This is a genomic window from Kaistia sp. SLG-1, assembly GCF_059699055.1.
This window is the reverse complement of record NZ_AP048544.1, coordinates 610,234-624,243: the sequence shown is the minus strand read 5'-3', so window position 1 is coordinate 624,243 and position 14,010 is coordinate 610,234. Positions and strand designations below refer to the sequence as shown.

The window sequence follows — 14,010 nt, the reverse complement described above, 5'->3', positions numbered from 1 at the left end:
TACAGAACATGTCCGCCCCTTCCGCTCCCGCTGCCTCCGCCTGGACCGACATCCCGGTCGCCACCCCGGGCCTCGTGCTCGACCGCGACATCCTCGACCGCAATCTCGACGAGATGGCGGCGATCGCCCGCTCGGCCGGGGTCGAGCTCTTCCCGCATGCCAAGACCCACCGCATGGCCGAGGCCGGCCGCCGCCAGATCGCGCGCGGCGCGCACGGCCTCTGCGTCGCCAAGCTCGGCGAGGCCGAGGCCTTCGCCGATGCCGGCATCGAGCGGCTCTTCGTCGCCAACCCGATCTTCGGCGCCGAGAACGGCGCGCGGGCCCTCGCGCTGTCGCGTCGCGCCGACACGCTGTTCGCGACCGACAGCGTCGACGCCGCCGCGAGCATCGGCGCCGTCTTCGCGGCAGCGGGCGCGACCGCCCGCATGATGCTGGCGATCGATTCCGGCCTCGGCCGCGAGGGCGTGTCGCCGGCCAAGGCGCCCGAAGTCGCCAAGGCGATCGCGGCGGCGCCGGGCGTCGAGCTGGTCGGCATCTACACGCATGAAGGCAGCACCTATGGCGCCAAGGACCGCGCCGACCTTGAAGCCCGCGCGGTGGCGGCCGGCGAGGCGATGGTCGCCGTCGCCGAGGCGATCCGCGCCGAGGGCATTCCGCTGCCGATCGTCTCGCTCGGCGCCTCGGCCTCGGCCCGCGCCGTCGCGCACGTGCCGGGCGTCACTCAGATCCGCCCCGGCATCTACGCCTTCAACGATGTCGGTCAGGTCGCGCTCGGCAATGCGACGCTCGATACGGTCGCCGTCCGCGTCATCGGCACGGTCGTCAGCCATCCGGACCCCGACCGCGCCTGCATCGACGCCGGTTCGAAGTCGCTCTCGACCGATCTCGTTCCCGCCGCCGCCCACCGGCACGAATATCCCGGCATGGGGCTGATCGTGAACGCGCCAGGCTGGGTCATCGACAAGATGTCGGAAGAGCATGGCTGGCTGCGCTGGCAGGGCGCAGGTGAGCCGACGCCGCTACCGGTCGGCACCCGGCTGGAAATCGTGCCCAACCATGTCTGCATGGCCTTCGCCATGCTGCGCCGCGCCGCCATCATCCGGGACGGCAAGGTGACGGAGACCTGGGAAGGCTTTGGGCCGGGCTCGTCGGAGTAGAGGCGGATTACGGGCCGGACGCAGCGAGGCGCGGCCTCTCACCTCCCCCTGAGGGGGAGGTCCGGGAGAGGGTTTAGGGAACCATCCGGAAGAACCACTGTGCCTTGCCGCCGGACCTGCAACCCGCCGACGTCCCATCATCCTGAGGAGGCTTTCGCAGAAAGCCGTCTCGAAGGACGCACAGCCTGGATGCGAGAAATGGTTTGGGGGCACACCACCGCTCTGCGTGCTTCGAGACGGCCCTTCGGGCCTCCTCAGCATGTTGAGATTGGTGTTCCATGTTGCGGCATCCAGATTTGATCTAGGCTTCGGCCAAAGCAGACATTCGATCGGGGGAGATCAAACATGTCCGACTACAAGCTCGCCAGCGGCGAGGCGCTGTTCGTCGCCTCGCGCGGTGTCTTCGAACTGCACGGCCTGACCCGCTGGGTGCAGAAGGACGGCGCATGGGTGGGCGAGACGCTGGGGCGCGCCGAGCAGCTCTCGGCCCTTGCCTGGCATCCGACGCTGCCGGTCATCTACGGCACGTCGCGCGCCGGCATGGACGGCGAGATCCACGCCTGGCGGATCGCGGGCGACAAGGCCGAGACGATCGGCGAAAAGAAGAGCGGCGGCGCCGAGCCGTGCCACCTCGTCGTCGACCCTTCAGGCAAACTCCTCGTCTTCACCAACTACACGACCTCGACGCTCGGCCTGCAGCGCCTCGGCGCCGATGGCGGCTTCGACGGCGACGTCGCGCTGGTGAAGCTCTCCGGCGGCGGGCCGGAGATCGACCGGCAGGACGACGCGCATCCGCATCAGGCATTCTTCATCGGCGAGACGCTCGTCATCATCGATCTCGGCGACGATTCGATCCGCGAATTCAGCCTCGACCTTTCGAAGCCCGGCGCCGCCGCGTTGGCGGAGACGCGGGTGACCAAGCTTCCCGCCGGCTGCGGCCCGCGCCATGCCGTCGTGCTGAACGACGGCCGCCTCGCCGTCTCCGGCGAGCTCGGCTCCAATTTGCTCGTCGGCCATCTCGGCGCGCCGGAAGGCGCCTGGCAGAGCGTTCCGAGCACGACGCGGCCGGCCCCCGCCCGCACCCGTCATCGCCGCAACTATCCCGGCGACATCCAGCGCTCCGCCGACGGCCGCTTCGTCTATTTCGCCAATCGCGGCAACGACACGATCGCGACCTTCGACGTCTCCGGCGCGAAGCCGGTGCTGGTTTCGGAGGTCGATTCCTCCGTGTTCTGGCCGCAGCATCTTCTGGTGCATGGCGATCACCTGCTCGTCGCCGGCTGGGATTCGTCGCGTGTCGCCGTCCTGAAGCTCTCCGACGGCGTGCCCGGCCCGGCCGAGACCGCCTTCGAATGCGCCGGCCCGGGCTGGCTGCTGCTGCAAGCCAAGCAGGGCTGACGGGTCAGCCCGCGTTAAGATCCTGCGGCTATGGTCGCGGCGCGCCCCGGCGGCGCGACCGGAGCGCGAGGGAACGGGGGCGGCATGGCGACGACGACGGAGACGGGCATCGCCATCGTCGGATGCGGCTATGTCGCCGACGCCTACCGGCAATGCCTGCCGCTGCATCAAGGTACGCTGCGGCTCAAGGGCGCCTATGACCGCGACCCGCAGCGCCTCGCGTCGTTCAAGGCGACCTGGGGCGACCGCGCCTATGCCTCGCTGGACGAGCTGCTGGCGGATCCATCCGTATCGATCGTCCTTAACCTGACTGATCCCGAAGGCCACGCCGCCGTCACCGAGGCGGCGATCGCCGCGGGCAAGCACGTCTATTCGGAAAAGCCGCTCGCCATGGCGGCGACCGAGGCGGCGGCGCTGCGCGACCGGGCGCGAGCCGCCGGCGTCCGCCTCGCCTCGGCGCCGTGCAACCTGCTCGGCGAGAGCGTGCAGACCGCCTGGGCCGCGATCCGCGAAGGCCGGATCGGCAAGGTGCTGCTCGCCTATGCCGAGCTCGACGACGGCATGATCCACCGCGCCAACTATGGCGACTGGCGGAGCCGCAGCGGCAAGCCGTGGCCGGGCCGCGGCGAGTTCGAGACCGGCTGCACCTATGAGCACGCCGGCTATGCGCTCACCGTCTTCGCCGCCCTGTTTGGCCCGGCGACGCGGGTGACGTCCTTCGCGGCGCTGCTCGTCCCCGACAAGGGCACGACGCCGCCGCTCGCCCATCCGGCGCCGGATTTTTCGGTCGGCTGCATCGAGTTCGAGAACGGCGTCGTCGCCCGCCTCACCAATTCGATCGTCGCGCCTTATGACCACCGCATGCGGATCATCGGCGAGACCGGCACGATCGAGATCAAGGAGCCGTGGGACTATGCCTCGCCGGTCGTCCTGCGCCGTCCCGGCGAAGGACGGATCGCGCGGCTGATCGAGCGCCGCCTCGGCGGCGGCCTCGGCAAGCGCCTGCCGATGGCGCGGCGCGTTCCCTTCAAGGGCGGACGCGGCAAGCCGACCATGGACTTTTTACGCGGGCCGGCGGAGCTCGCCGAGGCGATCCGCGATGGACGCCCCTCGCGGCTCGACGAGGACTTCGCCGTGCATGTGACGGAAGTGACGGAGATGCTGCAATATCCCGAGCGCTTCGATCGCCCCGCGCACGTCAAATCCCGCTTCGCGCCGATCCGGCCGATGGACTGGGCGAAATGACCGGCGCTCCCGAAGCCGCGCTGATCACCTGCTCGTTCCGGGGCGATCTCGACGTCTGCCGCATGCTCTGCGAGAGCATCGACCGTTTCGTGCCCGAGACGATCCCGCACATCCTCTATGTGCCGCGCGCCGACATCCCGCTTTTCGCCGACCTCGCCTCCGATCGTCGTACCGTCGCCGCGCAGGAGGAACTGCTGCCGCGCTGGTTCCTGAAGCTGCCGCTGCCCGGCCCGGAATGGCGGAAGCGGCTGCGTCTCCCCCGTCGCAACATGTATGTGACGCCCTACAGCCCGCTGGTGCGCGGCTGGATCGCGCAGCAGATCATGAAGATCGCCGCCACCGCGAGCGCGCCGGCCGAGATCGTCGCCCATATCGACAGCGACAACGTCTTCATCCGCCCGCTGAAGCTCGAACACCTCGCCCACGACGGCAAGGTGCGGATCTATCGCAATCCGGAGCGGGTCGAGCTGGAGACGCACCGGGTCTGGCAGGAGACGGCGGGAAGGCTGCTCGGCCTGCCGTCAAGCCGCTACTATGGCGCCGAATACATCAACCCGTTCGTCGTCTGGCGGCGCTCCGTCATCCGCTCGATGATCGGGCGGATCGAGGCGATCGCCGGCCGCGACTGGCGCATCGTCCTCGCCCGCACGCCGCATTTCGCCGAATACGTCCTCTACGGCGTCCATGCCGACCAGGTGGTCGGCCTCGAGGCGGCCGGGCTGATGGCCGAGGATTTCACCCTCTGCCATTCGCGCTGGGGCGACGAATTCGCTGGCGCCGAGGACGAGGCCGCCTTCATCCGCTCGCTGCGCCCGGAACATGTCACCTGCCTGATCCAGTCGACCATCGACACCTCGATGGAAAAGCGCCGCGCCATCTTCGAGCAGGTGGCGGCACTGGCAAGCGAGCAGGATCAGGAAGCGACGCGCTTGGCCGGGTCCGCCTCGCGATAGACGGGATAGAGGCTGCCGAGCGAAAGCTTGCCGCGCACGCCGGCCCAGCGATAGCCGAAATCGGCCTCGGCCGCCCCACCCTGCCGGCGAACCCTCGGATAGCGCAGCGCCAGCAGGCCGAGCTGCGCCAGCGCCTTCGCCCGCAGCCACCAGCGCGTGAAAACGGGCCATGAACTGTTGCCGGCGACGGCCTCGGCATAGACCTGCCCGCCGGCGAAGAAGCGCCGGCGGAGATAGGCGGGATCGCAGCGATCGGCCGGCACGATCTCGGAAACCCGCGCCGCCGGCAGCCAGCCGAAGCGGCGGCCCTGCGCCTGCAGCCGGCAGAAGAGATCGAGATCCTCGCCGCCGGCATGGCCGAAGCGCGGATTGAACGGCTCGGCATCGGTCAAGGTCGTGGCGCGGCGGAAGATCGAATTGCAGGTCGCAACCGTCAGCACGCGCTCGCTGCGCCGGCCGAGCGCCACGACGTCCTGGCCGGCGGGCGCCTCGATCTGGCGCGAAAACAGGGTACGGATTGCCGGCGTCACCCGCTCCGGCACCGCGAAGACGGGATCGACGCCGCCGAAGAAGACGTCATGCGGATGGGTTTTCAACCCTTGCACCACCGCTTCGAGCCAGCCCGGCGCCAGTTCCTCGTCATCGTCGATGAAGGCGATGAAGGGCGCGTCGGTCGCCCGGATGCCGGCGTTGCGTGCCACGGAGATGTTGGCCGGATGCGCCTCGACATAGCGGATCGCGAACGGGCTAGCCACCTGCGCCGCCGCGACGACGGAAGCCGCCGTGCCGTCGTCGCTGTTGTCGGCGACGACGACGGAGAGCGTCGCACCGAGGGGAATCGCCTGCCTGCGGATGCTGTCGAGCGCGCGGGCGAGCAGCTTTTCGCGCCGATAGGTGCAGATGACGATCGCGAGATCGATCGCGCCGTCCGCCTTCGTCGAAATGTCCAAATGCCCTGCCCCCGCCGGTTCTGCCGCTTTCCTAACCCAACGCGCGGCGCCCGGCCACCTCGGGGTCCTCCAGCGTCCGGCTGCGCGAGAGAAGGAACAGGAAGAGCACGACGACATTCGAGAGCACCGTGCCGCGCATGAACAGCGTCGCCTCGGTCAGGTTGTGCAGCAGCGTGATCAGGAGCAGCAGCGCCATGAAGCCGATGGCGGCGCGCGACGGCCGGTCAAGCGGCCCCGCCAGCGCCTGCGCGGCGCCGGAGACGACGCCGCGCGCGACGATCCACGTCGCGAGCACGGTCGCCGGCAGGCCGACATGCAGCCAGAGCTCCAGATAGCCGTTATGCGCCTGGTTGATGGTGCCGATCTCGACGTCGCCGAGCCAGGTTCCGGGCTCCAGCCGCTGCAGCGGATCCGCCGCGAGGCCGACATCCCAGAACGCGCCATAGCCGTGCCCAAGCCAGAAGCGCTCCTCGGCCGCCCGCAGCGCGAAGGCCCAAAGCTCGTCGCGGCCGGTGAAGGAGGCGTCGCCGAGCGTGGCATTCAACAGGGCGTCGAGATCGAAATCATAGGCGGCGAAGAGGCCGAGCATGGCGACGAGGGCAACGAGCCCGAGCCCGATCATCAGCAGCACGAAGCGCGTGCCCCATCGTTCCGCCAACGCGACGGCGACAAGGACGGCGAGCGCCAGTCCGGTCAGGCCGATCGAGGTCTTGCTGCGGGTGAGCACCAGGAAGAGCACGGCCGGCAACAGCATCGCGAGCCCAAGAAGAACCGGTCGCGCGCCTCGTGCGCCCAGAATCCAGGTCGCGCCACAGAGCACCGTTATCATCGCCACCAGGCCGGCGACGTTCTTCTGCGTGTAGAGGCCGCGCACGCCGATATCGGTGACGGCGATGCCGGGCCAGAGCGCGGTACCGGCGAGATTGACCAGCATCACGCCGGTGAGGCCGACGAACCACCACGTATGGAAGCGGCGGAGATCCCTAAGGCCGACCGCGATGCCGGCGGCGATCGTCGTCAGGAACACGAGCAGGATCGCCCGCCGCAGCGTCAGCCCCGGATAGTCCGACCAGAGCGTGCTCAGGAGACAGAAGCCGGTCAGCGCGATCAGCGGGATGTTGGCGAGGAAGAGCCTCGCCGCGGCGCGGTGATGCAGGACGAGGGCTGCCAGCGCCAGCAGCACCAGCCCGAGCGCCACCACCCGGTCGAGCGGATTGCCCTCGAGCCGCTCGGCGACCGAGGCATCGGCGAAGGGGCGCGTACCGACGAAGGTGTAGACCATGAAGCCGGCAAAAAGGACGGCATGCAGGAGGCCCGACAGCCCGGCCTCGCTGCGCCAAGACCCGAGCGACGACGCGCCGGCCGGGGCGCGGAGCGGCGCGGGCATCGGGGCATCGCTCATGCGCTCGGGCTCCGTCGAGAAAAGGCGGCGAGCCCATGGGCGCGCGCCGGCTGAAACCGCGGCAGGACGCGCCGTCGCGGCGATGCGACCGTTTGGTCGAACCCGCCCTGCTCGCTTGCCTTCCTAGCATAGATTCGTAGGATCGGCGGCCAAGCGAAATTCAGTCGCCTTATGGTTCGCATTCCGACGTTCCTGGCGATTTCTTCCCGTCGACAGGAGACGTTACGAGTGGATAGCGTTTCCATCGTCATTCCCACATTGAACCGCCCGCAGGCCCTGCGGCGCGCCATCGCCAGCGCCCTGGCGCAGTCCGGCCCCTTCGCCTTCGAGATCCTCGTCGTCGACAATTCGCGCGACGGCAATGCGCGTGGCCTGATCGAGGCGATGGCGCGCGACGCCGCGCATCCGGTCCGCTACGTGGCCGCGCCGGTCCCTGGCGTCGCCAATGCCCGCAATGCCGGCGTCGCCGCGTCGGCGAGCCGCTGGATCGCCTTTCTCGACGATGACGAGGAGGCGTCGGCGAGCTGGCTCGGCCGTCACCTCGAAACGGCGCGGACGAGCGGCGCGCAGGCCGTGTTCGGCCCGGTCCTCGCAAAAGCCGAGGGCGATCGCGCGATCGGGCCGCTGGCGCCCTATTTCTCCCGCCGGTTCGACCGCCTCGACGGCGAGGACGTCACCGACCTCGCGCCCTATCTCGGCACCAACAATTCGATGTTCGAGCGCGAGGCCTGTTTCGCGGTGAAGGTCCCCTTCGACACCAGCATGAACGAAATCGGCGGCGAGGATACGCTGCTCCTGAAGCGGCTCGCCGACGAGGGCAAGCGCTTCGCCTGGTCGGGGCGCGGCAGCGTGACGGAATGGGTGCCGGAGCGACGGCAGAACTGGGCCTATGTCCGCAAGCGGAAGTTCCTTTCCGGCCAGATCCGCGTCCTGACGCATTGGAAGACGCGGCCGGTCGAATGGTCCCGGATCGCCTTCTGGATGAGCGCCGGCATGATCCAGATCGTCCTGCACGGCTTCCTCGCGATCGCGCTGCGGCCGTTTCATCCGGTCCGCGCCGAGAAGGCGCGCGTCAAGCTGCATGGCGGGCTCGGCAAGGTGCTTTGGGCGCGATCCCGCCCCGCCCTCTACGGCTCGGGCCTCGTCTCGTGAACGCCGGGCGGCCGGCCCCGACGCGGCGCGCCGTGCTCGCAGGCGGGCTCGCCGCAGGTCTAGCCGGCGCCCTGCCGGCCCGGGCGCAAACGGAAGGACGTTGGTCGCTTCGCGTCGCCGATGGTGGCAGGCAGCGCCCGATCCATCCGCTGATCTACGGCTCGAACGAGATCGGCACCATGGATGGCGGCGCGCCCTCCGCCGAACTCGACCGCGCGGCCGGCGTCACGGCGCGCCGGCTCGGCGGCAATCTGATGACGACCTACAACTGGGTCAACAACGCCGCCAATTCCGGCAAGGACTACCACCAGGCCAATGGTTCGTTCCTGCTCGACGTGCTCGGCCTGCCGAAATCGGAATGGAGCCGTCCGGCGCTGCTGATCGAGACGATGCACGAGACGTCGCTGGCGATGGGCGCGCAAAGCCTGGTCACCCTGCCGCTCGCCGGCTATGTCGCCGCCGATTTCGACGGTCCCGTCCCGCCGGAGGCGAGCGCGCCGTCGCCGCGCTTCGTGCCGGTGCGCTGGGAGGGCGGCCGAAGCGCGAGCGACCCGATCGACCCCACTGTCGCCGACATTCCGCATTGTCTCGCCCGCCTCGTCGAGCGCTTCGGCGGCGCGGACAGCGAGCGCGGCATCCATGCCTATGCGCTCGACAACGAGCCCGGCCTCTGGGCCGAGACACATCCGCGCGTCGTTACCTCGAAGCCGACGATCCGCGCCTTGCTCGAAAAATCGCTCACCGCAGCTAGGGCAATCAAGCGGATCGATCCGGCGGCGCGGGTGTTCGGCCCGGTGAGCTGGGGCGCGTCCGAGATGGCGAATTTCCATGATGCGCCGGACTGGGACGACTATCGCGCCCATGGCAGCTTCCTCGCCGCCTATCTGGACGCGTTTCGCCGGGCTTCGGAGCAGGACGGCATCCGCCTGCTCGATGCGCTCGACGTGCACTGGTATCCCTATAGCCGCAAGGGCGACCTGTTCCGCACCGAGGATCCCGCTTTGGCGCAGGCGCTCCTCGATGCGCCGCGCTCGCTGACCGAGCCGGGATTTCGCGAGGACAGCTGGGTGACGGAGGCGCTGCCGGAGGGCGGTGAGCCCGGGCTGCCGCTGCTGCCGAGCCTCGAGGCCATCGCCGCCGAAAACTTCCCCGGCACGCCGATCGCCGTCACCGAGTTCAACTATGGCGGCGCCGGCCAGCTCGCCTCGGGCCTGGCGCTCGCCGACGTTCTCGGCCGCTTCGGCCGGCACGACATCGTCTTCGCCAGCCATTGGGGCAGCCTCGCCGGCAGGCTCGGCGACGCCTACCGGCTCTATCGCGACAAGGACGCGACGGGACGGCGGTTCGGCGATCGCTCGCTCGACGTCGCGATCACGGGTTCGCCCGGGCTGGTCGCCTATGCGGCGACGGCGGCCGACTGGCCGGGCGTGCATGTCGTCGTGCTCAACAAGTCGGAAGCGCCGGCGACGCTCGACATCGGCTTCGACACCCCCCGAACGCTCACCGCCACGCTCGGCTTCGACGGGTCTCTACCCGGCGTGACGGCGCTCGACGGCGGGGCGCAGGCGATCGACGGCGGCTGGCGGCTTGCCCTGCCGGCTCGCGCGGCCCGGCGTTACGCGTTCGGCTGAGGAGTTCCGCAGGAAGCAAGGCCCTCACCCTACCCTCTCCCAGAGGGAGAGGGTTTTTGGGCCGCGGCCTTCATCGAGATGCGAGCGTGGCGACAAGCGCAGGCGCGCCCCCTCTCCCCCTGGGAGAGGGTTGGGGTGAGGGCCTTCCGCCGCTGATTCAGCGCGGCTTGAATTCCGTCCGCGACAGGCCCTCGCGCAGCCCGATGCGGGGGGCGAGGCCACGGCCCTTGGCGGCGCCCGTGCTGTAGGTCACGTCGCGGCCGAAGATCGCCATCTCGGGCGGCGTCGGCGCCAAGGCGGCGCGGCGGAACAGCGGCAGGCGCAGGCGGCGGCAGATCTTGGCCGGCACGGCGAGCGACTGGCGGAAGCCGAGCCTGAGGCCGCCCAGCCGCCGCAGCGGCCGCGCGCCAAGTCGCTCGGCAAGGGCCGCGAAATAGACGTTCCAGCACGGCGTCTCCGGCCCGACGACATTGAGCGTCGTCACCGCCGGCCATTCGTGCGGGGCGAGCGCGATCCAGCGCGCCGCCATCGCCACCATCGCCGCGACATCGTCGACATGGACCAGCGCCGCCGGACCGGAAGCCGCCGGCCCGAAATCGCCCCAGGCGCCGGCGCGGATCCGCTCGGCCAGCTTGTCGGTCCAGAACACGCTGCCGGTGCCGTAGACGATGCCCGGCCTGAGGATCAGCACCCGCCGCTCCGGCGCCGCCGGATCCTGCGCCCAGGCGCGGACGAAGGCCTCGCAGGCAATCTTGCCGTCGCCATAGGCGCCCGGGGTCCCGGCAGCGCCCATCGTCTCGTCGACGATGCCGGTGCGCTCGCCATAGACGGCGATCGAGCTCAGATAGATCAGGCAGGGGACGCGGGCAGCGCTCATCGCCGCGAGCAGGTTGCGGCATTCGCTGACCATCGCCCGCTCGTCGCCGTAGGCGGCATGGACGACGACCTGCGCGCCGGCGACGGCGGCCCGCGTCGCCGCCGGATTGGCGAGATCGCAGGGAACGGCGACGGCGCCCGGCGGCAGCGTCGTGGCCGGGCTGCGCCGGATGCCCGCCCGCACGGCAAAGCCGACCGCGGCCAGATCCCGCGCCGCGACGCTGCCGATGAAGCCGGCGGCTCCGGTCACGAGAACGGTTCGGGCGTCACGGGGCGTAGCGGTCATCAGTCAGGATCCAGTATCGAGCGGGGGGCTCGGCGGCCGGGGGCAAGGACCGCCATCAGATTGCGTAGCGCCGGACGGGCGAACAGCGCCAACAGCCCTGCATAGACCAGAATGCCGGCGAGGATCGAGAGCCCCAGCGCGAGCGGCCGGTTGATGCCGGCGGCGAATGTCCCCGCGCCGGCCACCAGCACGCCCATCGCGCCTGCGAGCGCCCAAGCCGGCAGCAGGGTCAAGAACCGCTCGCGCCGCGACCAGGCAAGGTAGCGCGGCGGCAGGCCGATGGCGAAGCCGGCCTGCACGGCGTCGCCGGCAAGCCGCGACAGGCCGACGCTGATCGGCCCGAGCGGGCTCGCCGCGACGAGCACGACGAGCGTCGCGCCGAAGCCGGAGAGCGCGCCGATCAGGCTGAATTCCGGCCGCGCGCTGGCCGAGAGCGCCGTGTAGACCAGCCGCGCCGGCAGCAGGATGGCGGCGCCGACGGCGAGGCAGATGGCGATGTCGATCGCCCCCTCCCAGCCCGGTCCGGCGACGATCGGCAGCAGGATCGGCGTCACCGCCGCGAGGCCGATGAAGAGCGGCGCGATGACGAAGGCCGCATTGGCAACGACGGGCTCGACCCGGTCGCGCAGCCGGGCGGGCCGGTCGGCCGCGCCAGCGAAATAGGAGAAGGCGAGGTTGTGCGAGGTGGCGACGATGGCGCCGCGGATCGGCTCGATCAGGCGCATCGCCATGTTGACATAGCCGAGCACGGCGACGCCGTAGAGGGCGCCGACGACGTTGTTGAAGGCGAGATAGGTCAGATTGTCGGCGAGGCGGTCGAGGAAGGAGATGCGGGCGAAGCGGCCGATATGGCCGAGATGCGCCCGCGACCAGCGCGGCAGGATCCAGAAGCCGAGCCGCCATTGCAGGATCAGCGCCCGCGCCACCACCACGAGGAGCCGCTGCGCGATCAGCGCCCAGACGCCGCCGCCGGCAAAGGCGATGGCGAGCGCCAGCGCGATACCGACCGCATGGCCGGCAAGCGTCGCCATGGCGACGTCGTTGAAGCGGCGGAGCCGCCGCGCCAGCGCGGTCGCGATGTCGGAATGGCCGCTGAAGAAGATCGAGAGCATGGCAACGGGCAGCAGGATCGCCATCTCCGGCTCGCCATAGGCGGCGCCGAGCCAAGGACCGCCGACGGCCGAGAGCGCGAGCAGGACCAATCCGATCAGCCACGACATGGCGAGCGCGGCGCCGAGATGGGCGCGGCGGAGCGAGCGCCTTTGCGCCAGCGCCTCCTCGAACGGCGCGCCGACGCAGACCGACGCCACGGCGACCAGGGTGAGGACCAGCGCGCTGATGCCGAAATCCTCGGGCGTCAGCATGCGCGACAGGATGACGGTGCTGCCGGTCAGAAGCGCCAGCCGGCCGATCGCGTCGGTGCCGGCCCAGCCGATCCAGCCGAGCAGGCGGGAGGAGGTCCCGCCGGCCATCAGGAAGGCTGCGCCATCCCGTCGGACGGGGCGCGCTCCCGTGTCGGCCGGAAACGCTGGGAGGACGAGGCGGCCGCCGCGCCGATGGCGAGCATGGCCTGGAAGGTAACGAGGGCGGCGGCGAGGATCATGCCCATCAGCGCGCCGAACACGCCCCAGACGGCGAGCCCCTTCAGGCCACCGCGCTCCGGAGGCGGCTGCGCGATCGAGACGATGCGGACATTGCCGGGATCGATGCGGCCGAACTCGCTGACCTGCAGCGCGCGGGTCTTGAAGGATTCGAGCAGCGCCCGGTTGCTCTCGACCTCCTGCTCGAGCGTCCGCATCTCGACCTTCGACTGCTGGGTCTTCGCGGCGTTCTCGGAGAGCGAGGCGACGGTCCGGGCGAGCGCCTGCTGCGTCGTGCGCGCCCGCTCCAGATCGGCGCGGGCGGCGAGCTTGATCCGGCTGAGTTCGGTGTCGATGCGCCGACCGATCGCGGCGACGCGTTCGCGCGCCTCGCCCAGCGCCGGGTGACGATCGCCGAGCCGCGCCGCGAGCCCGGCCAGTTCGTCCTGCGCCGCGTTCTGCCGCTCGATCAGAAGCGTCAGCACGCGGCTGTCGTCGCTCGAACCCAGCATGCCGAGGTCGCGCGTGGAACTGTCGAGCTGGGCGGCGCGCGAGTTCGCCTGGTCGAGCCGCAATTGCGCGGCACTCAAATCGGTGACCGCCTCGGCGAGCTTCTGCTCGACCACCAGCCGGTCGCCGGTGCTGATCAGGCCGCTTTCGGTGCGGAACGCCTCGGCCCGCGCCTGCGCGTCGCGAAGCCGCGCGCGCAGCGATTCAAGCCGGCCGGTCAGCTCGTCCGTCAGCCGCTCCGCCGTGCCGGCGCGGTTCTGCGCGTCCTCCGCGAGATAGGCCTTGACCACGGCATTGGCGAGCCGCGCCGCGAGTTCGGGCGTCCGGGCCGTCGCGGTGACGTCGATGACGAAGCTGCGCTCGGCCCGCGACACGGTGAGCGCCCGCTGCAAGGCCGCCAGCGCCGCCGACTTGCCGCGGCCGCTGTCGAGGCTCGGCCGGAGCGGCATCGGCTCCTTCGGCGCCTCACCCGCCTCGCTCGCGTCGCCCACCTCGAGATCGTCCATCAGCTGGCTGTCGTCGAGCACCTTCGAGAGCACGCGCTCGGAGGTCAGGATCCGCATCTGGCTCTCGACCACGCCGATCTGGCTGTTGGCGTCGAACTGTGCATTGGAGAGATCGCCGGGGAAGACCGGCAGGCCGCGCGGATCAAGCAGGAACTGCGCGGTCGCCGCGTAGCGCACCGGCAGCAGCGTCTTGGCCAGGATACCGAGGCCGCCGAAGAGAACGCCCGCGAGCAGGATCACCCAGAGCCAGCGGCGCAGCGCCGCCGACAGCACGGCGAGCGCCATCGGCCAGGGGCCCGCCTCGTCGGCCGGCCGCCGGTTCGCCCATCCGTTGTCGCGGGAGACGTCCATCGACGCGCCGGCT

At 70.5% G+C, this 14,010-nt stretch carries 11 protein-coding genes; 6 read left to right on the top strand and 5 right to left on the bottom strand.

Going from position 1 to position 14,010, the window contains the following annotated elements; translation table 11 throughout:
• Positions 1-8: 8 nt before the first annotated feature.
• The 4 genes from AC6HZP_RS02810 to AC6HZP_RS02795 all read left to right on the top strand — a co-directional run bounded on the left by AC6HZP_RS02810 (position 9) and on the right by AC6HZP_RS02795 (position 4,753).
• A complete protein-coding gene (locus tag AC6HZP_RS02810) occupies positions 9-1,157 on the top strand; it encodes an alanine racemase (RefSeq protein ID WP_497525306.1) in 1,149 nt (382 codons plus the stop codon).
• 345 nt (positions 1,158-1,502) lie between these two features.
• Positions 1,503-2,555 (top strand): lactonase family protein, encoded by a 1,053-nt coding sequence (locus tag AC6HZP_RS02805; RefSeq protein WP_497525305.1) that lies wholly within the window; start codon positions 1,503-1,505, stop codon positions 2,553-2,555.
• An 84-nt stretch (positions 2,556-2,639) separates the two neighbouring features.
• Positions 2,640-3,800, top strand: coding sequence for a Gfo/Idh/MocA family protein (locus AC6HZP_RS02800; protein ID WP_497525304.1), 1,161 nt, complete (start codon positions 2,640-2,642; stop codon positions 3,798-3,800).
• Complete coding sequence (locus AC6HZP_RS02795) at positions 3,797-4,753, top strand: DUF6492 family protein (protein WP_497525303.1); 957 nt, start codon at positions 3,797-3,799, stop codon at positions 4,751-4,753. The genes AC6HZP_RS02800 and AC6HZP_RS02795 overlap by 4 nt, the downstream gene beginning before the upstream one ends.
• Here AC6HZP_RS02795 and AC6HZP_RS02790 read toward each other — a convergent pair.
• Together AC6HZP_RS02790 and AC6HZP_RS02785 are read right to left on the bottom strand one after the other, a co-directional pair.
• Positions 4,714-5,703: a glycosyltransferase family 2 protein gene (locus AC6HZP_RS02790; protein WP_497525302.1), complete on the bottom strand. Its 990-nt coding sequence runs from the start codon at positions 5,701-5,703 to the stop codon at positions 4,714-4,716. The two genes, AC6HZP_RS02795 and AC6HZP_RS02790, sit on opposite strands and share 40 nt — an antisense overlap.
• Before the next feature lie 31 nt (positions 5,704-5,734).
• A complete protein-coding gene (locus AC6HZP_RS02785; protein WP_497525301.1) occupies positions 5,735-7,105 on the bottom strand; it encodes an O-antigen ligase family protein in 1,371 nt (456 codons plus the stop codon).
• Positions 7,106-7,333: 228 nt separating this feature from the next.
• Here AC6HZP_RS02785 and AC6HZP_RS02780 point away from each other — a divergent pair, with 228 nt between their 5' ends.
• The gene (locus AC6HZP_RS02780; protein WP_497525300.1) at positions 7,334-8,257 is read left to right on the top strand and encodes a glycosyltransferase family 2 protein; all 924 of its coding nucleotides are present in this window, start codon (positions 7,334-7,336) and stop codon (positions 8,255-8,257) included.
• Positions 8,254-9,888 carry a glycoside hydrolase family 44 protein gene (locus tag AC6HZP_RS02775; protein ID WP_497525299.1) on the top strand — a complete coding sequence of 545 codons (1,635 nt, stop codon included), beginning with the start codon at positions 8,254-8,256 and terminating at the stop codon, positions 9,886-9,888. Before AC6HZP_RS02780 ends, AC6HZP_RS02775 begins: the two co-directional genes overlap by 4 nt.
• Before the next feature lie 157 nt (positions 9,889-10,045).
• On the opposite strand, the gene AC6HZP_RS02770 is transcribed toward AC6HZP_RS02775, so the two are convergent.
• Genes AC6HZP_RS02770 through AC6HZP_RS02760 form a run of 3 tightly spaced genes read right to left on the bottom strand, consistent with a single transcriptional unit; the run spans position 10,046 to position 13,997 of the window.
• Positions 10,046-11,050 carry an NAD-dependent epimerase/dehydratase family protein gene (locus tag AC6HZP_RS02770; protein WP_497525298.1) on the bottom strand — a complete coding sequence of 335 codons (1,005 nt, stop codon included), beginning with the start codon at positions 11,048-11,050 and terminating at the stop codon, positions 10,046-10,048.
• Positions 11,050-12,522, bottom strand: coding sequence for an oligosaccharide flippase family protein (locus AC6HZP_RS02765; protein ID WP_497525297.1), 1,473 nt, complete (start codon positions 12,520-12,522; stop codon positions 11,050-11,052). The genes AC6HZP_RS02770 and AC6HZP_RS02765 overlap by 1 nt, the downstream gene beginning before the upstream one ends.
• Complete coding sequence (locus AC6HZP_RS02760) at positions 12,522-13,997, bottom strand: GumC family protein (protein WP_497525296.1); 1,476 nt, start codon at positions 13,995-13,997, stop codon at positions 12,522-12,524. The genes AC6HZP_RS02765 and AC6HZP_RS02760 overlap by 1 nt, the downstream gene beginning before the upstream one ends.
• Positions 13,998-14,010 lie beyond the last annotated feature (13 nt).